Annotated in this window: 19 protein-coding genes; 9 read left to right on the top strand and 10 right to left on the bottom strand. The window is 40.1% G+C overall.

The window, feature by feature from the left end; translation table 11 throughout:
* Positions 1–65 precede the first annotated feature (65 nt).
* A complete protein-coding gene (locus tag QSE00_RS04300) occupies positions 66–1424 on the top strand; it encodes a sigma-54-dependent transcriptional regulator (RefSeq protein ID WP_286104969.1) in 1359 nt (452 codons plus the stop codon).
* On the opposite strand, the gene QSE00_RS04295 is transcribed toward QSE00_RS04300, so the two are convergent.
* Positions 1399–3870 carry a hybrid sensor histidine kinase/response regulator gene (locus QSE00_RS04295; protein ID WP_286104968.1) on the bottom strand — a complete coding sequence of 824 codons (2472 nt, stop codon included), beginning with the start codon at positions 3868–3870 and terminating at the stop codon, positions 1399–1401. The two genes, QSE00_RS04300 and QSE00_RS04295, sit on opposite strands and share 26 nt — an antisense overlap.
* Positions 3871–4198: 328 nt before the next feature.
* On the opposite strand from QSE00_RS04295, the gene QSE00_RS04290 reads away from it, so the two are divergent.
* Positions 4199–6370, top strand: coding sequence for a TonB-dependent receptor (locus QSE00_RS04290; RefSeq protein ID WP_286104967.1), 2172 nt, complete (start codon positions 4199–4201; stop codon positions 6368–6370).
* A 143-nt stretch (positions 6371–6513) separates the two neighbouring features.
* Here QSE00_RS04290 and QSE00_RS04285 read toward each other — a convergent pair whose 3' ends face one another.
* The 3 genes from QSE00_RS04285 to QSE00_RS04275 all read right to left on the bottom strand — a co-directional run bounded on the left by QSE00_RS04285 (position 6514) and on the right by QSE00_RS04275 (position 9694).
* Entirely contained in the window at positions 6514–7890 is a 1377-nt protein-coding gene (locus tag QSE00_RS04285) for a Gfo/Idh/MocA family protein (RefSeq protein ID WP_110354512.1), read from the bottom strand.
* Between the two features lie 63 nt (positions 7891–7953).
* A complete protein-coding gene (locus QSE00_RS04280; RefSeq protein WP_220020846.1) occupies positions 7954–9048 on the bottom strand; it encodes a DUF6807 domain-containing protein in 1095 nt (364 codons plus the stop codon).
* A 49-nt stretch (positions 9049–9097) separates the two neighbouring features.
* Positions 9098–9694 carry a 3-keto-disaccharide hydrolase gene (locus QSE00_RS04275; RefSeq protein WP_110354513.1) on the bottom strand — a complete coding sequence of 199 codons (597 nt, stop codon included), beginning with the start codon at positions 9692–9694 and terminating at the stop codon, positions 9098–9100.
* A gap of 453 nt (positions 9695–10147) precedes the next feature.
* On the opposite strand from QSE00_RS04275, the gene QSE00_RS04270 reads away from it, so the two are divergent.
* Positions 10148–11137 (top strand): Gfo/Idh/MocA family protein, encoded by a 990-nt coding sequence (locus QSE00_RS04270; protein WP_286104966.1) that lies wholly within the window; start codon positions 10148–10150, stop codon positions 11135–11137.
* Between the two features lie 5 nt (positions 11138–11142).
* Here the strand turns inward: QSE00_RS04270 and QSE00_RS04265 are convergent, their stop codons facing one another.
* The gene (locus tag QSE00_RS04265) at positions 11143–11580 is read right to left on the bottom strand and encodes a Rieske (2Fe-2S) protein (protein WP_286104965.1); all 438 of its coding nucleotides are present in this window, start codon (positions 11578–11580) and stop codon (positions 11143–11145) included.
* Positions 11581–11691: 111 nt separating this feature from the next.
* On the opposite strand from QSE00_RS04265, the gene greA reads away from it, so the two are divergent.
* The gene (gene greA / locus QSE00_RS04260; RefSeq protein WP_110354516.1) at positions 11692–12165 is read left to right on the top strand and encodes a transcription elongation factor GreA; all 474 of its coding nucleotides are present in this window, start codon (positions 11692–11694) and stop codon (positions 12163–12165) included.
* Positions 12166–12526: 361 nt separating this feature from the next.
* Complete coding sequence (locus tag QSE00_RS04255; RefSeq protein ID WP_286104964.1) at positions 12527–12919, top strand: HIT family protein; 393 nt, start codon at positions 12527–12529, stop codon at positions 12917–12919.
* Here QSE00_RS04255 and QSE00_RS04250 read toward each other — a convergent pair.
* Complete coding sequence (locus QSE00_RS04250; protein ID WP_286104963.1) at positions 12912–13262, bottom strand: hypothetical protein; 351 nt, start codon at positions 13260–13262, stop codon at positions 12912–12914. The genes QSE00_RS04255 and QSE00_RS04250 overlap by 8 nt on opposite strands.
* 4 nt (positions 13263–13266) lie before the next feature.
* A complete protein-coding gene (locus QSE00_RS04245) occupies positions 13267–14415 on the bottom strand; it encodes a sensor histidine kinase (protein WP_110354518.1) in 1149 nt (382 codons plus the stop codon).
* 109 nt (positions 14416–14524) lie between these two features.
* On the opposite strand from QSE00_RS04245, the gene QSE00_RS04240 reads away from it, so the two are divergent.
* The 3 genes from QSE00_RS04240 to aat all read left to right on the top strand — a co-directional run bounded on the left by QSE00_RS04240 (position 14525) and on the right by aat (position 16760).
* The gene (locus tag QSE00_RS04240) at positions 14525–15415 is read left to right on the top strand and encodes a flavin reductase family protein (protein ID WP_459076831.1); all 891 of its coding nucleotides are present in this window, start codon (positions 14525–14527) and stop codon (positions 15413–15415) included.
* 199 nt (positions 15416–15614) lie between these two features.
* On the top strand, positions 15615–15992 hold the full coding sequence (locus tag QSE00_RS04235; protein WP_286104962.1) for a DUF3127 domain-containing protein: 378 nt from the start codon (positions 15615–15617) through the stop codon (positions 15990–15992).
* Between the two features lie 132 nt (positions 15993–16124).
* Positions 16125–16760: a leucyl/phenylalanyl-tRNA--protein transferase gene (gene aat / locus QSE00_RS04230; protein WP_110354520.1), complete on the top strand. Its 636-nt coding sequence runs from the start codon at positions 16125–16127 to the stop codon at positions 16758–16760.
* Positions 16761–16783: 23 nt separating this feature from the next.
* On the opposite strand, the gene QSE00_RS04225 is transcribed toward aat, so the two are convergent.
* The 3 genes from QSE00_RS04225 to QSE00_RS04215 all read right to left on the bottom strand — a co-directional run bounded on the left by QSE00_RS04225 (position 16784) and on the right by QSE00_RS04215 (position 18720).
* On the bottom strand, positions 16784–17350 hold the full coding sequence (locus QSE00_RS04225; protein ID WP_286104961.1) for a hypothetical protein: 567 nt from the start codon (positions 17348–17350) through the stop codon (positions 16784–16786).
* A complete protein-coding gene (locus QSE00_RS04220; protein ID WP_286104960.1) occupies positions 17340–17903 on the bottom strand; it encodes a DNA-3-methyladenine glycosylase I in 564 nt (187 codons plus the stop codon). The genes QSE00_RS04225 and QSE00_RS04220 overlap by 11 nt, the downstream gene beginning before the upstream one ends.
* A gap of 61 nt (positions 17904–17964) precedes the next feature.
* Positions 17965–18720 carry a slipin family protein gene (locus QSE00_RS04215; RefSeq protein WP_110354523.1) on the bottom strand — a complete coding sequence of 252 codons (756 nt, stop codon included), beginning with the start codon at positions 18718–18720 and terminating at the stop codon, positions 17965–17967.
* Positions 18721–19261: 541 nt separating this feature from the next.
* On the opposite strand from QSE00_RS04215, the gene QSE00_RS04210 reads away from it, so the two are divergent.
* Positions 19262–20569 (top strand): gluconate:H+ symporter, encoded by a 1308-nt coding sequence (locus QSE00_RS04210; protein WP_286104959.1) that lies wholly within the window; start codon positions 19262–19264, stop codon positions 20567–20569.
* Positions 20570–20581 lie beyond the last annotated feature (12 nt).

The raw sequence follows: 20581 nt of genomic DNA, 5'->3' as shown, positions 1-20581 counted from the left end.
TTTTTAAAGGCAACTAACTTTCTTATGGTATTTTTACTATCCAATGTAAATTGTAAAAGAAAGGTATGCCCAAACTCCTTATCATTGAAGATGACGCCGCTTTTTGTCAAATGCTTCAAAAATTCCTGATTAGAAACGGATACGATGTAGACGTTAGTTTTACGGCACAGGATGCCAAAACCAAATTCAAGGCAAGCGCCTATAACCTAGTGCTGACAGATTTACGGCTCCCCAATTATGACGGGCTGCAATTGTTGTCCGATATCAAGGAGGTAAATCCAAAGACACAGGTTATTGTAATGACGGGTTATGCGGAGGTAGGTTCTGCCGTGGAGGCCATGAAAAAAGGGGCCTACGACTATATTTCCAAACCCTTTACTCCTGAGGAAATTTTAATGCAGATTAAAAGCGCCTTAAGCCAAGAGACCAAGCTGCAGCTGGATAATACCCCAAAAGAAAGCCTTAAGGTTGAAAGTGGGGAAGATGGGACCCAGGACTATAGGGTTGTCGTTGGCATAAGTGAAGCTTCCAAAAAATTGCACGAGTACATTAAGTTGGTGGCCCCAACGGACATGTCCGTTCTAATTACAGGGGAAAGTGGAACTGGAAAGGAAGTTACGGCAAGGGCCATTCACGACAATAGCAAACGGACGGCACACAATTTTGTGGCGGTAGACTGTGGAGCCATTCCCAAAGAAATAGCGACCAGTGAATTTTTTGGGCATGTTAAAGGTAGCTTTACCGGAGCCGTGGAGGATAAGAAGGGGCATTTTGAAGCCGCCAACGGTGGTACTTTGTTTTTGGATGAAATAGGGAATCTCTCTTATGAAAACCAAATACAGTTGTTAAGGGCCTTACAGGAAAGAAAAATTAAAAGAGTAGGCAGCAACAAGGAGATAGAGGTAGATATCCGAATTGTGACGGCCACTAACGAAGACTTGACAGAGGCTGTTGAAAACGGTAGTTTTAGGGAAGATCTTTTTCACAGGATCAACGAATTTTCTGTGGAAATACCTTCTTTGGAGGAACGTTATGAGGACCTGCCACTTTTCGCAGATTTCTTTTTGAGAAAGGCCAACCAATCCCTAGGAAAAAAGGTAAAAGGTTTTTCTGAGGATGTGGAGGATATATTTAAGCAATATCATTGGCCCGGAAATCTACGGGAATTACAGAATGTGATAAAAAGGGCGGTTTTGTTGACAAGCGGGGATTTGGTGGAGAAAGGTGCCCTGCCTAAAGAAGTATATCGGAGCAAGGAAAACAATGTCAAAGTTGATAACTTTTCCAAGGCGGATTATGAGAAGGAACAAATAGTAAAGGCCTTAAAGCAATCAAATTTCAATAAGTCCAAAGCGGCCAAATTGCTCCAGATTACGAGAAAAACGCTCTATAATAAAATTAATCACTATAATTTGGACTTGTAGTCAAATACGATTTAATGGCCAGGATCAATACGGTGGACTTATTAAGAAGGTCCCTGTAGGTCTGCTTTAGTATTTTAGGTGGTATTTGGCCTATTTCCAAAATTTCCAGTTGTTCCAAGATGGGAATAATTTCGGTACTATTCAATTGGCGGAACATAGGTAGCATTCGGTGTGATATATTGTTGATCTGCCCGTAGTCCATAGCCTCTACCGCCCATTTCAATTTTTCCATATTGGTTTCGGTGTCGGTAATAAAGGTCCGTAAAACATCGGCTATTCCCTCCTCATCATCACCTAAAAAGGAAGAGATGACCCCTAAATGGAATAAGATGGAGCCGGAGGTAATATTTGGTTTGATCTTTTTCTCGGTATTTTGCTGAATCACCTTGGGAAACAAGGCGGAAATTACCTTTACCAAAGCTTCCTTGGTAAAGGGCTTTTGTAGTATATCCGTAAAACCTGCTTTATGATACTCCTCCTTGCCCAAATCCTTTCTGCCGGTCATGGCTACTACTGGTTGTCCGGCATAATGTGAATAGGTGCCGTTTTGTAACTCTCCCAAGACTTCAAAACCCGTAATGTTCGGCATTTGTATGTCGGTCAAAACCATGTCGTAGGGCAGCTCCCCGCGTTTTGAAATTTCATAAAAATTATTGTAGATATGGGTTGCGAAACCCAAATGTTGACAGACTTCCTTGAGCAGTTTAAGCATAGCAGGGTCGTCATCAATGATAAGGAGGGCTAACTTGACCCTTGGGTTTATTTCAATTTTCGTGGGAGTATTCAAAGGTTTTGTTGATATTTCCAGTGGAATTTCAACCGAAAATGTACTTCCTTTATTCTCCTCGCTCTGAAGACTTATTGCTCCTCCCAAAAGTTCGGTGAGTTTCTTTGAGATAGTGAGTCCTAGTCCATAGCCACCATATTTCTTATCCATGTGGTCCTCCGCTTGGGTGAACTCTTTAAAAATGTGTTCTTGTTTCTCTTTTTTAATTCCTATGCCGGAATCTGCAACCTGAATTAAGATGTGGTAGTTCCCGTTTGCCTCGCTTATTACCTTAGCATCAATTTTTACGAAACCTTCATTGGTAAATTTATAGGCATTGCCGATAAGGTTGGTCAATATTTGTCTTATCCGAAAAGGATCCCCCAAAACGGGATTGTTCAATTTACCATCTATATTTACAATGAGTTCCAAGGGTTTCTTTAAATGAATTTCCTTGAGGTTTTCGGAAGTTTCACGGATAAGGTCCGAGAGTATAAATGCCGTCTTCTCTATTTTAATTTTTCCTGCCTCCAATTTGGAAAAATCCAATAGATCGTTTACTAAGCTATCCACATATTTTGACGCGGATTTTACATTCTTTAAATAAGAAACCTGTTTGCCGGTAAGACCGGTACTTTCCATAAGTTCGGAATAACCGGTAATGGTATTTAAGGGGGTGCGAAGGTCATGGCTGACCGTAGAAATCAATTGCTCCCGACTCTTTAAAAGGGATTCTGAAAATTTCTTTTCCTTTTCCAATTGTTGCCTATATAATTGTACTTTCCAATAATCTTTGGTGATCAAAAAAGTAAAAAGTCCCACAATCGCTAAACCAAGTAAGCTTGCAAAACCTGCTACACGTAGGCTTCTTTTTAGGGCAGTTTGTTTTTTGAGGTTGTCATTATAGGATTTGGTGATTACTTCCTGTTCAAAGGCAGAAATAATACTTCTAAGCTGTTGTGAAATTTCCAGATCGGCCCTGCTTAATTGATATTCTTTCTGCGCTACCGAGCGGAGGTTTTTGGTGTTGCTCTGTTTGGCCTCGGCCAAAAGCGACTTGGATACTGTTAATACTGAATCTACCTGCTGTGAAACTTGAACGTTATTGGTGTCTTTTGGGACATTTTCACTAAGGTATTCGGCCCATTTTTTTATTGTATTCTGTGCATCCGGGGGCAGGTCCAAATAGTTGGGATTAAGGCTCTCCGGAGTTATTTTTCCAAGAGACTCCTCTATTTTACTGAATTCCTTTAAGGCATTGTCTATAGAATTGTTGGCTTCACTTTTTCTTTTTAATCTTAGGAGTTCGTTGCTGTTGAATACCTTTTTTTTAAGAAGTCCTTGAACACTATCCAGCATTCCTTTTTGATAGTCACTATCCGTTAGGAGTTTTAGCGAGTCTATGGTGACAAAAATGGAATCTATTTTTTGGGCATAGGCCGTAAAGCTTTTTGGGGTCTTTTTTTGGAGGGCCAATTTAGAGAGACTCTCCGCCTCATATAGGTCTGTAAGAAGGGAACCGGTTTTAAGTAATTTGGCATCGTTTTCCGTGGCGGTGTCCGTAGATACAAATACCTTTATTTCAGAAAATATAAAATAGGCCACTACAAGGGTCAAAATCCCGAGCATTAGGTAGCTGAACATGATTTTAAAGGTAAATTTGTTCTTTGTTTTATTCATTAATAATACCAGTTTTTACAGCTGTTATCCTAATGTACGGATTTCAAGTCCGGTTGGTCTATAAATAATAGTTAATTATTTATCTCTTTTTATTATGAAATTAGATTGGTGGTATGTAAATTTGCGCCCGTCTCAAAGGGGTGCTTGTTAGGTCAGGCTGAGATTATACCCAAGGAACCTGGGCAGGTAATGCTGCCAAGGGATGCGAAAATCGCGTTTTGGAATTTCCAACGTTTTATTTTCGATGCAATTTTGTAATCGGAAAAAAACAAAAATCAATTTTTAACAAGAATAATAGCCCCTTTTATTCGTAACAAATGTATTACGGATGAAAACTATGTTCACAACGGTCGCTATGGTAGCGACAACGCTTTTGGCTATTGGCCAAGAGAAACCCAAAGATTCTTTGGAAGGAAAAGAAATTACCTTGGATGAGGTATTGGTATCCGCAGTTAGGGTAACCAAGCAATCTCCGGTAACCTTCACCAACTTGACCAAGGAACAGATCAAACCCAGAAACTTAGGACAGGATATTCCTATTCTAATGAATTTTCTTCCAGCTGTGGTTACCACTTCGGATGCTGGGGCAGGTGTGGGATACACAGGTATCCGGGTTCGCGGTAGTGATGGTACACGTGTTAATGTTACCATTAATGGAATTCCTTACAACGATGCGGAATCCCATGGTTCTTTTTGGGTAAACATGCCCGATTTTGCCTCTTCCACAGAAAGCTTGCAACTGCAGCGTGGGGTAGGGACGTCAACTAATGGATCGGGAGCCTTTGGCGCCAGTTTAAATTTACTTACCGATGCCGTTTCCAATGAAGCTTTTGGTCAGATTTCTTCTTCCTTAGGTAGTTTTGGAACCCTTAGGAATAATTTGAAATTTAGTACCGGTTTATTGAACGATCATGTGGAAATTGCCGGTCGTTTGTCCAGGATAACTTCCGATGGTTACATTGATAGGGCTTCCTCCGAATTGGATTCCTACTTCTTACAAGGGTCATATATTGATGACAATACCTTGGTGAAGGCATTGCTGTTCGGTGGCCATGAGATTACTTATCAAGCTTGGAACGGGATAGATGCTGCTACATTGGAGTCTGACAGAACATTTAATTCTGCAGGAATCTATACCGATGAAAACGGAAACACCCAGTTTTATAAGAACGAAGTGGATAATTATAGGCAAAACCATTTTCAATTGCATTGGAACGAACAAATTTCAAATTACTGGAATACCAATCTGGCCTTCCATTTTACCAAGGGGAGGGGGTATTTTGAGCAATATAAGGAAGAAGATGACTTTAGTACCTATGGAATTGAACCTATAACGGTTGATGGGGAAGAAGTGGATAAGACCGATCTAATACGAAGACGCTGGCTGGTCAATGATTTTTACGGCACAACTTTTTCTGCAAATTATGATAAAGAAAGTTTGAATTTAATTCTTGGCGGAGGTTGGAACAAATATGAAGGAAGTCATTTTGGGGAAATTATTTGGGCCCGTTTTTCCAACAATAAGAATTTTGAAGATAGGTATTATGATAACAGTTCCACCAAAACAGATTTAAATCTTTTTGCCAAGGCCAATTACAAGTTTAGCGACCAATGGAGTGCTTATGGAGATTTGCAATATAGGACAATAGGTTATAAGGCCAATGGGGAAGACACCGGCCTTGTTGATGATACCTTTGATTTTTTCAATCCCAAGCTTGGGATTACCTACGATCTAAACATGAACAATAATTTCTACCTCTCATATGCCAGGGCCAATCGTGAACCCAATAGAAACGATTATGAAAGTGGTAGTCCCAAGCCTGAGAAGTTGAACGATTATGAGCTGGGTTGGCGCTATATTACTCCAGATGTACAGTTGAACACCAATGTGTACTTTATGGGCTATAAGGATCAGTTGGTGCTAACCGGCGAGTTAAATGATGTTGGGGCTCCTTTACGGGCCAATGTAGGGGATAGTTATCGCTTAGGCTTGGAGGTAGATGCTACCATAGCCTTGGGGAATCAATTTAAAATACGTCCCAATGTGGCATTGAGTAAAAATAGGAACAGGGATTTTGTGTTTCAACGGGATGGGGAGCTTCAAGAACTGGGGGATACCCATATTTCCTTTTCGCCAGATATTATTGTAGGGAACGTTTTAACCTATCAGCCTAAGGAAAATGTCCAATTAAGCTTGTTGACCAAGTTTGTTGGAGAGCAGTATATGGGCAATATAGATTCCGAAGGGTCTAAGTTGGATTCATATTCGCAAACCGATTTCAATGTGCAGTATGAAATCAACACCAACGGTTTTGTTAAGAGCATAGTCCTGTCTGGATTGGTCAATAATATATTTGATTCCTTATATGTGTCCAATGGATACTTCTATACTTTTGACGATGATTATACAGTGCCTGGAACCGTTACCACTTATGAAGGTGCTGGATACTATCCGCAGGCAGGGATTAATTTCCTTCTTGGGGCATCCATAAGCTTCTAGGTACGGGTTACTGTTTTATTAGGCAACTTAAAAACCCCTATGTTGGCTTGTTCAGCTAACATAGGGGTTTGTTTATATATTTCTTTTAATTGTAAATAGTCTTTTATATAAGGAATAACTATGATTATTGCAGAATCCAAAAATTATACATTTTCCGGTACTATATATGGATACCTGTACTTTCTGGTAAGCATGAGGTCAGCTTCCTCGTTATTTATAAATTTTTCGAATTCCCCATTAAATTTTAAAGTATCCCCAAGCCGATATGCTATATTGGCGATCAACGGTAGAACTGTGGACATATGCCCAGTTTCAATATCGCAATTTAAAATATGACGGTTTCCTGAACGGACTCCATCAATAAAGTTACCATAATGCCCTTTGCTATCAGGGGCGGTCAAAAAAGAGGTGTCGCCACCAACGGCAGCGCTACCGGCCATTTCCGAACCTGCAAAAGGCTCAGTTTCCTTGCCTCTGTATGCTTTCCAGGTAGAACCATTTACTTCCATCCAGCCTTCCGTGCCGTAAAACAAATTACCGATTTTGACGCCCAAATTGGCTTCATGATTGGTATATCTGCCCCTGGTTTCAAATTCCAATATTTTTCCATCTTCATATTCAAATACAGAAGTTTGGGTGTTTGGCGTTTCTTGGGAACATTCCTGAGGTGTAAATCCAAAAATACCTCCCATGGACTGAACTTTAACAGGATGCACTTTTTTATTGAGACCCCATCGGGCTATATCAAACTGATGTGGCCCTTGGTTGCCTGTGTCACCATTGCCCGTGTCCCAGTGCCAATGCCAATTATAGTGCCCCTTTTTTTCATTGTAAGGTCTATAGGTGGCCGGTCCCAGCCAAAGATCATAATTCAAGGTGGATGGGGATACACTATCTGGGGAAATACCGAAGGAATCCCTAGGTTTAAAACAGGTGCCTCGGGATAAAAATACGTCCCCAATGCCACCGCGATGCAGGAAGTCCATGGCCTGCATTACATTGCTTATGGACCTGTTTTGGAACCCTACCTGTACTACCCTATTATATTTTCGTGCGGCCTCTACCATTTTTCTCCCTTCCCATACATTATGGGAGCTAGGTTTTTCAACATACACATGTTTTCCGGCCTGGCAGGCCCAGATGGTGGCCAGGGCATGCCAATGATTGGGGACTGCTACTACTACGGCATCTATTTCCTTGTCGTCAAAAACACGTCGCATATCCTCTTCGGTACCGGGTTTATTGCCTTTTTGATTCTTGGTAGCCGTTTTTACATTGTCGCCCAAAACGGCTGAATCTACATCACAAACGGTTTTAATTCGCACTCCATCATCGTACATCTCCGAAAAATTTTCCAACAAATTACTTCCACGACCCCTTACGCCAATTGATCCCAGGACCACGCGGTCATTGGCACCCAGAATATTTCCGTAAGATTTTGCGGAAAAGGCAGATGCACCAACAACAACACCGGTACTGGCAAGGGTAGTTTTTTTAATAAAGTCTCTTCTGTTGTCCATAATTATATTTTATAAATAGTATTGATGATTGTTTTTTTATTTTTTGATAAGCCAAATGGCGAACTATTGATTTGAAAATTTGTCAAATTCGGAATCCAATTGGGTCTTTTCCAAATTTTTACTGGCAACAATAATTCGATGTTTAAAGGTTATATCCTCCCCTTGATCCAGACTTAGGTTTAACGCTTCCTTGCCATCACTAAAGACTTCCTGTCCTAGGGGATTGGCAGCAAAAAGGCCATAACCACGCGTATGCCAATAGGTAGGATAACCGGCATTGGAAGTGTGGTCCAATATTGCCAGGGATATTTTTTCATCGCCAATATTGGATCTTAAATTTACCCAATTGGATCTTTTTCCCCAACAGTCGTTCCCTTCAATATTCTCGCTGTTAATGTAATTCCCATTTACACCTTCATTGTTTAGGACGGGGACACCGGTGGGGATTCCATTGGAATCGGTAAAAATATCTGGCTTGTCCGAGGGGTGCTCCAATTCGCGTGTTACCCTTATGCCCAAGACTCCTTCCTTATTGTCCTTAAATATTACTTTTTCATTGGGAGCACTAAGGTTGGTGATACGATCTATGGAGTATTCGTCGTGGTCACCTCTAAAAATAAAAGTGGTATTTTCTTTGAGCAAAACCTTTCCTTCGTTAGAAACCCAATCCATGGCCACCTTTAGGCTCGCTTCCTCGTTCCCGTCTTCAGTGCCCAGTATTTCCTTGTGAAGAATGGTGCCGTAACTTCCTCTTTTTTCAACCTTTATGGAATCTGAATTGTTCCAAAAGTCCAATCCGTTCACATCGCCGTAATTAAACCACACTCCTACGTGATGGGGATGGTCCACCCTTTCTCCCACAGACGGCTCCAAGGGATATTTTCTGGTAATCTTGGTGCCCTTGGGGGTAATTAGGGGATATAGTACCGGTTTTTTAATGTTGGTAGGATAGATATAGGAGGTAAATAGATTGCCATCAATAAAGACATCCACCTTTTTTTCTTGGTCGTTTCGAACCAGTTTTATTCTTTTTTCCGCCTTGGTTTGTAAATCGCTATCGGTCGTTTTGTTGGACTTGGCCTGCTTACAGGAAACCATAAAGAGTAGGGCCATAACACTGTATAAGCCCGATTTAAGAAGTAGTGTTGGTGTGTTCATACTTGTTGATCGGTATTGGATTAATTAGTTTCAGGTGGTGATAATTCCACTACATTTTTCCAATTTTGATGTTTCGGAAGCTGGTGGTCATCTCTGTGTTGGGGTGTAATTGCAATCCTATGGGGCCGGTTTTAACATAATTGTCAGAGGTGTAGCTCATAACGTGTTTGTTATTGAGCCATACTTCATAATATCCCGCAATGGCTATCACTTTTATGGTGTTCCAGTCGTTGGGCTTTAGGATTTCCTTGACATTTTGGGCCTCTATGGGATATCCTTTTCCCGCAATATAGGGAGAGCCGGTCATATCGCGCTTTAAAGAGCCCGAAATGCCCATCTGTATTTGTTGCGAATCGTTCCTGATGAAGATTCCAGTATCTACAGTTCCTTCCTCGTATCTAAAATCGGTTTCTAACACAAAATCGGTATATTCCTTGTCCGTCCACAATATGGATCCCTTTTTGTCAGGACCACTTTTGGCCCGTAATACTCCGTTTTCCACGGACCACCATATGTTGTTTTCCGGAACAACCCACCCTTTGAGATTTTTTCCGTTAAAAGCACTTTTAAGAACCGGGTCCTGTGCGAACATGTTTAACGTAATAAAACTGACTATAAGAAACGTATAAATAATTTTTGTTTTCATTTAATTATGGTTTTAACGGTGATTCTATAAATTGGAATGCGGTCAATGACTACCTAAAAGAGTTCTTAATTTATTGAGCATTACATTAAACTATCGTTAATGTGGCAGCGTTTTTTTATAAAACTATTTAAAAACTATGTCAAATTCCAATTTTAACTGCCAAAATTTATAGGAAACCTAAGTAATGGTAAAATACCATTAAGTAGAGTTAAGAATTGTGAAGTTAAGCATCGTCTTAGTAGAAAAGAACCTAAGGCCTTGTCTTTTATCCTGGACAATTAAACCGGTATTCCATAAGATACCATTGGGAAATTATCAATTGGATTTGGTTTTTAAAATATTGGGTGATTTTTAAGGCATTACGGCAATTCTTATATTGGGGTTGTTTCATTCGTTTTTTAACTGTTATTTTTGTGAATACAGTAAGTAACCATAACCTATAATTTTTAGACAATGAGCAAAAGCAAGTATACGAAGCCTCTTCGTTGGGGTATAATTGGTTGCGGAGCTGTTACCGAGGTAAAAAGCGGGCCACCTTATCAACAGACCAAAGATTTTCAATTGATAGCCGTAATGCGCAGGGATGAGGAAAAGGCGAAGGACTATGCCAAGAGACATGGTGTCCCAAAATTTTATGCCAAGGCGGAGGATTTGATTCTGGATCCAGAGGTAGATGCTGTGTACATTGCAACGCCCCCGGACACCCATAAACATTATGCCTTAATGGTAGCCAAAGCCGGCAAGCCATGTTGTGTGGAGAAACCCATGGCGCCCAGTTATGCGGATAGCTTAGAGATGTACAATGTTTTCAGGGAAAGGGAATTGCCTCTTTTTGTGGCTTATTATAGGCGTTCCTTGCCAAGGTTTTTAAAAATTAAGGAATGGTTAAGCAATGGTGCGATTGGAGCTGTAAGACATATCCGTTGGCACCTTTCCAAGCCTCCGAGTAAGGAAGATCTGGCAAAAACGTACAATTGGAGAACCGATGGTGAAATTGCGCCCGGGGGCTATTTTGATGATCTGGCCAGCCACGGGTTGGACTTGTTTTCCTATTATCTTGGGGATATTGAAAATGTCTTTGGGGTAAGCACCAACCAACAAGGTCTATATACCGCAAAAGATGCCATCGCGGCTTGTTGGATATATAAAAATGGAGTTACAGGGGAAGGCAGTTGGAATTTTGGCACCTCCGATAGGGAGGATAAAGTGGAGATTATTGGCAGCGAGGGTAAAATAGTATTCTCCGTATTTAATGAAGAGGATATTATCTTGACCAATGCAAACGGAACAATAAATCTCTTTATAGATCATCCTAAGCATGTGCAACAGTTTCATGTGGAAAATATACGGATGCATTTGCTGGAAAACGGGGAACATCCTTCTACAGGACTATCTGGGTTGCACACCAGTTGGGTAATGGACAAAATCTTAGGGCAGCTCTAAAGGAGTCAATTGGAGATGATCACTGAATTACCGCTATAGGTGGCACGGTAAAATAGCAGGTCGTGATAAGTCTTGCCATCGTCCGGCCTGTTCATTAATTGTCCGGTAAACAAATTGTATTTATAACCTTCACAGGAGCAGGTCACCAATTGGCCCTCCAATGACATTGTGGAACAGTCGTTCGGGGCATGGTTGGGACAGCTGGCCTCCCAGGCCATGAAGGAATTAAATCCGGTATTGATAACAAATGCACCTCTGGTGCCCACTGCTGCGTTACTCACATAGATGGCACTACCCGTATTGGTCAAGGCGCTGTAAGAAGGTAGGTTCAAATTAAGATCAAACCTAAAGCTAATCTCCTGTAGGTACGGATTTCTATTGGTAGAGTTCTTGTCGCAGGACAAGAAAAAAAAGAAAAGTAATATTCCCAATATGCGTTTCATATGGCTGTGCCTATTTAAATAACTTGAACAAAATTGAACAAAATTTATGTATATTTGTCTTAAATCCTCTTTAAAAAAAGAGGATTTTCCTATTTATTTAATGTAGAACTTATGAGTAAGGTATCTTATTATACAGCAGAAGGGCTAAAAAAATTGAGAGAGGAACTTAATTATCTAAAGGATGTTGAGCGCCCAAAGGCTTCCCAGGCAATTGGTGAGGCCAGGGATAAGGGGGATCTATCCGAAAATGCCGAATATGATGCCGCCAAGGAGGCACAAGGTTTGTTGGAGATGAAAATCTCCAAGATGGAAGAGACTTTGGCCAATGCAAGGTTAATAGATGAATCACAACTTGATACCTCCAAGGTGCTGGTACTCTCTACCGTTAAATTGAAGAATTTGAATAACGGAATGGAAATGAAATATACTCTTGTAGCAGAAAGTGAAGCAGATCTCAAGACGTCAAAAATTTCTGTGAGTTCGCCAATAGGTAAGGGGCTACTGGGTAAAAAAGTAGGAGATACAGCGGAAATTACCGTTCCCAATGGGACATTGAAATTTGAAATTTTGGAAATTTCCAGATAGATGATTTTAAATAACAAAGAAGGGGCCTCAGTTGATTTATTTAATTGAGGCCTTGTGTTTTATGACTTTTGTCTGTGGCTACATTAGCAGCAGTAAAGTTGGTCAAGGAAGGCAAAGAACAGGTTAGGGTACATATTTTAAAATATTTGCCTATCTTTTAAGTTGATTTTATTAGTGAAACCCAATTTTGGGAAGTCGGTAAGACGCACTTAAAATTGCAAGTTGATCTAATCCCGCCTTTTTCGGCGGGATCTAGGTTCAATACCTCGACCCTAGGGTCGATTCCTATTATTGGGTTCGGGGCCTGCCTTTGACGGCAGGCAGGCCTGCCCTTAGGTTTAATACCTTTTATTTCAGAAATATGTCATCAATATTTACCAAAATTATCAACGGAGAGATTCCGTCCTATAAAATTGCCGAGGACGACAATTATTATGCCTTTTTGGATATTAATCCCAATGCGCCGGGGCACACTTTATGCGTCCCCAAAAAAGAGGTGGACAAACTTTTGGACCTGGATGAGCAAACCTATTTGGGGCTCATGGCCTTTTCCCGGAAAATAGGCTTGGCCATTGAAGCCAGTATTCCTTGTAACAGGGTTGGTTTAACCGTAATTGGCTTGGAAGTTCCCCATGTACACGTACATTTAATTCCTTTAAATGGAATGCGCGATGCTACTTTTCAGCACAAGGCCTCGCTGACCCCCAAGGATTTTACGGAGATAGCGGAAAAAATCAAGTCCAATATTAAATAATCCCTTCCAGGGCAATATAAATACCGGCAGCAACGACCACTATAAGTAGCAGGGTTAGCACATAAAACAAGGTGGTGAAGCGTATGGAGGCACGGTCTGGTGCAATCATTTTTTGGTAGTAATCATATACCCGTTCTATGTCCTCTGTCCAGGCAACCGGATAGATCATGGAATTGCATTTTTTGCATTTTATTTCGTGGGTGATGTCCTTGGTGGTCCGGTCATATAGTCGGCCATAGGTATGCCTTTGATAAAAGGTCAATTTTAACTCCTGGTTAAAACATTCGGGACAATTGTTCGTTAAATCCGCTTCCTTAATTACTACTAATTTCTCCTTTGCCATCACCTTAATTTTTAACTTTAAATGTAATTTGCATTATAGTGCCCTCCTTAGTGGAGGTCAGTACTTTAATTTTCCCTTTATGGTATTCTTCCACAATTCTTTTTACCAAGGAGAGCCCCAGGCCCCACCCCCTTTTTTTTGAGGTCACCCCTGGATTAAATATAGTCTGAAAATTCTTTTTTGGTATACCACTGCCCGTATCTGAAATTAAGACCTTGACCCAGTTGCCGTTAGGAACTATCTCAATGGCAATATTACCCTTTCCCCTCATGGCATCAATACCATTTTTTACCAAGTTTTCAATGGTCCAATTGTATAAAGCCTTGTTCAAGAGCACTGGTACACGGTCCACTTGTGAATTGAACGAAAACCGGATGAGTTTGGAACTTCTTAATTTTAAATAATCAAATGCATTTTTAGTTTCTTCAACAATATCGTGCTCATTCAGTATGGGTAGGGATCCAATTTTTGAAAAACGTTCCGTTATGGTTTCCAATCGGCTAATATCCTTTTCAATTTCCTTGGTAATTTCCGGGTTAATATTTTCGGATCTCAATAATTCGTTCCATCCCAAGAGTGAGGAAAGGGGGGTACCAATCTGGTGTGCTGTTTCTTTGGCCATACCGGCCCAAAGTTTATTTTGTTCGGAAGTTTTATTGGTCCTGAACAAAAAATAGATTACTGTGCCAAAAAGGAAGATGATCAATAAAAGGGCAATTGGGTAATATTTTAACTTGGTAAGCACTTCGGAATTGCCGTAATATAAGGTGGCCAAGTTTTCTCCCTTGTACTCGATGGAGATAGGTTTGTTTTCCGCTTTGAATCTATTTATTTTTCCGTGGATGAAAGTAGTATCGGTTTTCTGGACCCCGGGCATATTGTTCACTTTTATGGTACTGTCCTTGTTTACCAGTATCATGGGGGTGGAGGTATTGTTCTGAAATATTTTGATGTGAAGATTCCCTGGATCGGCGTCAACGGGAAGGGACAGAAATTCAGATTGTGCCGTAGCCCAAATTTCCATTTTATGACGTTCCTCTTCTTTAAACTTCTTAAAAAAACTGTTGGTGTTCCACAGTATTAAGCTCACAATAGCAAAGGAGGCTATTAATAGCAGAAGGTTCGAAGTTTTCTTTTTAGGACTAAAATCCATCCATCTATAAAATTATACTTAAATATAACGTAATTTGGACAAAGATATTCTATTTTGATATCTCCCTCTTTATTTCATTTTGCCTACATTTTATGTACCTTTGCATGCTATGAAAAAAATGGTTTCCATCACGGTTTCAGAAGTATCCACCGCTAGATTGCATGGGTATTTATTGGGTAGTGTTGGGCCAAGGCCTATTGCTTTTGCCAGTACCGTTGATGGTAAAGGGAGACCTAATTTATCCCCCTTTAGTTTTTTTAATGTCTTTGGTTCCAATCCGCCTATTTTGATTTTTTCTCCCTCCCGAAGGGTCAGGGACAATAGCACTAAACATACCTTGGAGAATGTGTTGAACAATATGGAGGTGGTCATAAATGTAGTGAACTATGACATGGTGCAACAAATGTCTCTGGCAAGTACGGAGTACAAGGAGGGCGAGAACGAATTTATCAAGTCCGGTCTAAGCATGTTGCCTTCAGATTTGGTAAAACCTTTTAGGGTGGCTGAATCACCAGTGCAGTTTGAGTGCAAGGTAATTAAAGTGGAACCTCTGGGAAACGAGGGCGGTGCAGGTAATCTAATTTTTTCGGAAGTGCTAAAAATACATATAGATGCCGATATCTTGGATGAAAATGGGGTCATTGATCAATATAAGATAGATCAGGTAGCCCGGATGGGGGGCAATTGGTACAGCAGGGCCAATATGGGATTGTTTGAAGTGCCCAAACCAGTTTCCAACTTGGGAATTGGCGTTGACCAAATCCCTGAACATATTCGGTTGAGCAATGTACTTACTGGCAATGATTTGGGAATGTTGGGCAATATAGAAAAATTACCATCCCGGGAGGAGGTGGGACAGTACGTTGATAATAACGTGAATTTAAGGTCTATTCTGAGTTCGGGTAATATAAGGTTGCTCCATACAAAGGCCCAAGAGCTGTTAAAGGCTAAGGATGTGCTTTCTGCATGGAAGGTTTTATTGGCGGAGATACCCTCATAGTAGAATTAATATTGGATTTTTATCATTTATTTGTTTTTATTGAAGTAATTGTGGGAAGCAAAGTAGATTGAGGACAAGTAATATTTTAAGAGCATAACCGCTAATAACGAAGATGTGATATTTTGTTTTAGGTGTTCCTGATCAAAATGCTTAATATTGACAAGAAAAGAATTGAAAGTAGAATTATATAAATAGCAAAATGGAAGTACAAGGGAAAATTAAAATGGTAGGTGAGACCCAAACCTTTGGGAGCAACGGATTTAGAAAGAGGGAAGTAGTGGTGACTACGGAGGAGCAGTATCCACAACATATAATGGTGGAGTTTGTACAGGATAAATGCGACCTTTTAAATAATTATGCAGCTGGCCATGCGGTAAAAATAAGTATTAATCTGAGAGGTCGGGAATGGGTGAACCCACAGGGGGAGACCAAATATTTCAATTCCATACAAGGTTGGAGAATAGAAAGTTTACAGGATGAAGCAAATGCTCCTGGAATGCCTCCTGTGCCGCCAATGGAAGCTTTTGAACCAGCGGATGATGTAAATAACGATGATCATGACGATTTGCCTTTCTAATTAGGGCCTAAAAATCATGTGCAGCAGAATTGCACCCTTTTTTTGGAGGGTGTATTTTCAATATAAGGAAAACCTATTCAGTTTGTAACCGAATGGGTTTTCTTAATTTTAGGGCTATAAATCAATTTCAAAATGTTTTTCCTTAATCATCGCTTACTGTTTCCCGATGTAGAAAATGCCGATGATGACGGATTGTTGGCAGTGGGGGGCGATTTGTCCCCGGAGCGATTGCTCTTGGCATATCGGAATGGGATATTTCCATGGTTCAATGAAGATTCCATGATTCTTTGGTGGAGTCCAGATCCTCGGATGGTACTTTTTCCAAACGAAATTAGGATTTCTAAAAGTATGCGGCAGGTTATAAAATCCAATAGATTTACAATTTCATGGAATACCCAATTTGAAAAGGTTATTGATTCCTGCTCTGCTATAAAACGCAAAGGTCAGGAAGGAACTTGGATAACCCCGGAAATGAAAAGCGCATACTTGCGCTTATATCAAATGGGAATTGCAAAGTCTATGGAAGTATGGGAAAACGATCTTTTGGTAGGAGGGCTTTATGGAATAGACCTTGGAAACGTATTTTGTGGGGAAAGTATGTTCAGCAAAACCAGTAACGCTTCCAAATACGCTTTTATATGTCTGGCCAAAGAGTTGCAGCAAAAGGAGTATAGGTTAATCGACTGTCAGGTGTACACTACCCATTTGGAAAGTCTTGGCGCAAAAGAAATCCCTAGAAAGCAATTCATCAAAATTTTAAAAGGTTAGTCCGTAAATTACTTTTTACGCTTTCAATATAAAACGCGGTCATAGTTGGCAGGTAAGGCAACTGCAATATTTGTTAAATTTCCCTCGGCATCGAAAATTGCTATAAAGTCTTCTTTTTTATCCACTTTTTTTCCACGAAACATAAGTCTATAAGTGTTGCTGGGCAATATCAAGTTTTGAAAAGTATTTTTCAGTATATTTTTTGAGGTTCCCGGGTAACGTTGTTGGATATATTTAATTCTAATGTTTTTAAAATTCTCCCTTAAATATGAGTCTATATGGGCATATGTATCGGTTGGGATATCAACTTCCTTAACTGTGAACCCCGTATTTTGAATGGCTCCCTTTTCGTTGAAATCGATATGATAGTGCATTTTTTTTATCCTAAATTTTAGGATATAGGTAATCTTGGAAGAATCAACTTCTCGATAGTACCTTATGTATCTGGCACTCTCCATGGGTAGGTTGTCCTTGTTTATGGAAGGAAATTGTGATTTTTTTATGCGATGCTCCCGTTCCAATTTTGTTTGGGAAAAACATGTTGGGCCGAGCATCATTAATAACACCAAGGCAATATAGCTATACTTCATTATATCTAAAACAATTTATCTCATGGTCATTTACCATACCGGTGGCCTGCATATGGGCATAAATTACGGTACTCCCAACAAATTTGAAACCGCGTTTTTTTAAATCTTTACTTATGGCATCGGACAAAGGGGTATTGGCCGGGGCATTTTTATAGTCCCTATGACTGTTCTTAATAGGTTGGCCGTTGACAAATCCCCAGATATAATTACTAAAACTACCAAATTCCTTTTGAAGGGCTATATATGCCTGGGCGTTGGTAATAGTGGCCCTTATCTTCAGCTTGTTCCTGATTATCCCGGTATCCTGCAACAAGGAGTCAATTTTGGATTCCCCGTATTTAGCTATTTTTTTGTAATCAAAATGATCAAACGCCTGTCTGAAATTTTCCCTTTTTCTCAAAATGGTAATCCAGCTTAATCCTGCCTGGAAGGTTTCCAAGATCAAAAATTCAAATAACAGTTCATCATCCTTTATAGGGACTCCCCATTCTTCGTCGTGGTACTTTTCGTATAGGGCATCGCCCTTACACCAGCCACATCTATGTTTTTCCATTTTTAATATTCAAACTTTTTTTTAAAGATAAAGAAACCTTGATTTTAATAATGGGATTTACCTACTTTTTGTTTTTGGATTTTTTTACTGGGTTTCTTGGCAAAACCTCTTCCGGGAAGGGAAATAGGATGGTGGAATTCTTTTCTGCCGCTATATTGGAAAGGGTTTGGTATAACCTTAGCTTTATGGCGGAAGGCGATTGATCGATCAATTTACCTGCTTCCAATAATTTGCCCGCTGCCTGTTCCTCGGCAAGGGCCAGGATAATTCGCGCCCTACGGGACCTTTCGGCTTCTGCTTGGTTGGCCATCATACGCTTCATGTTTTCCGGTAGTTGAATGTCCTTGATTTTAACATCGATAATTTCAATGCCCCATTCCTTAGTCTCCAATTCAACAATGGCCTTGATGTTTTTTCCCATTTCCTCACGTTTGGAAAGGATAGTGTCCAGTTCAACCTTACCACAAACATCCCTTAAGGCGGCTTGGGCCAATTGGGTAATGGCAAAGCGGTATTCCTCCACTTCCAAAACAGCTTTTTCAGGATTTTTTATTTTAAAGAAAACAACTCCATCTATGCTACAGGGAACATTGTCCTCGGTCATTACTTCCTGGGAAACAATATTGATCGTGATTACCCGTATATCCACAACCTGTATGGTCTCCACAATGGGAATAATCCACCTGAAACCAGGTTGTAAGGTCTTTACATATTTGCCAAACCTAAATTTTAATGCTCTTTTGTATTCGAAGACTACCCGTATGCCGGCCAATAGGAATAGTACGGTAATAATACTGAGAATGAAAGGTGGTGCCATGATTATCGTGGATTAAAATTTGTAATTAACTCTTAAAAAAAGTATTCGGACGGAATGGAAAATTAGTTGCTTATTTCTCGGTCCATTGTCAACATCAGAAAAAGATTATAAAACTCCAATTCTGTAAGGGGCAGATTTACTGAAAGTTACGAAAATTACGGGGCAGGTGAAAATAATAGTTTCCTAAAATTGATTTGCAAATAAAGGTTGTACCTAGTTCTTCTTTTTTGGAACATTATTTATAGTGCTCAGGTATACTTGAAACTACGATATTGCCTTCTATCTTCTGGTAAGCCCCGTTGTTTTAGGTAATATGGGTAGTCTTGTACGGGTTACCGGGATTGCTTTTGGAAATGACAGCAGTTAAATGTTCACAAAACCTATCAAAAGAAACAAAATTCTTTAGTTTTTCGGATTTGTACAATACCTATTCTATAGGATTTTTGTATAAGTTTTAATTAATTATCAAAAAGGACATTAATTTTTTTGGATGATATAGTATATTTAGGAATTGTATACAATTAACCGCCAAACCATTACTATGCCTTTACTTATAGTTGTACTCGGATTAATACTCCTCTTTTTACTCATTGCCAAATTTAAACTGAATGCCTTTATTGCATTTATAATTGTATCTCTTGCCGTGGGAATGGCGGAAGGAATGGATTTGGACCAGGTTGTAAAATCCATTGAACATGGAATAGGCAATACCCTTGGTTTCTTGGTAATGATTTTGGGGTTGGGAGCCATGTTGGGCAAGCTGGTGGCAGATAGCGGGGCAGCCCAACAGATAACGACCAAATTGGTGGCCAAATTTGGGATTAAAAATATTCAATGGGCTTTGGTGCTTACCGGATTTATTGTGGGTATTCCATTGTTCTATGAGGTTGGCTTTGTGATATTGATCCCTTTGATTTTTACGATTACGGCCTCTACTGGATTGCCACTTTTGTATGTGGGCCTACCAATGATAGCTTCCTTGTCCGTAACACATGGCTATCTCCCGCCACACCCTGCCCCAACGGCCATAACCGCTATGTTCAATGCCGATTTGGGAAAAACACTTTTATACGGTATTATCATTGCTATCCCGGCCATTACGGTTGCCGGACCATGGTTTTCGCGTACCATTAAAAATGTCAAGGCCACTCCCTTAAAGGATTTTGTTAACCCCACAGTTTTAACTGAAGAGGAAATGCCAGGGATAAACACCAGTATTTTTACGGCCTTGCTCCCCATTATTTTAATAATGTTTTCCACCATAGCAGATCTATTATTTCCTAAGGATTATGGATTTATGCCTTTTGTAAACTTTTTGGGAAATCCTGTAATAGCAATGTTGATTTCCGTATTGGTGGCAATTTATACCTTGGGCTTGGCCAGGGGCAAACGGATGGCCGACATTATGGGGTCTATGTCCAGCTCTATTTCTGGAATTACCATGGTACTTCTAATAATCGCAGGAGCAGGAGCGCTAAAGGAGGTTTTAATAGACAGTGGTGTAAGTTTATATATAGCAGAAAGTTTAAAGGACTCCAGTGTATCGCCACTCTTGTTGGCCTGGTTTGTGGCTAGGGTATGTGTGGGTTCGGCAACCGTTGCCGGATTAACCACTGCAGGTATTGTAATGCCCCTGATAAGCACTACAGGGGTAAGTCCGGAATTAATGGTGCTCGCCATTGGGTCCGGGAGTTTAATGCTTTCCCATGTAAATGATGGGGGATTCTGGTTGTTCAAGGAATATTTTAACCTATCCATAAAGGACACCCTAAAAACATGGACGGTTATGGAAACCACTGTGGGAGTAATGGGGTTGATAGGCGTGATGATTTTAAGTTTGTTTGTTTAATCCAAAAATTAT

This window comes from Arenibacter flavimaris (assembly GCF_030291335.1).
Classification (GTDB): domain Bacteria; phylum Bacteroidota; class Bacteroidia; order Flavobacteriales; family Flavobacteriaceae; genus Arenibacter.
Note: the sequence above shows the minus strand (reverse complement) of the source record. Positions and strands in the feature narration are given on the sequence as shown.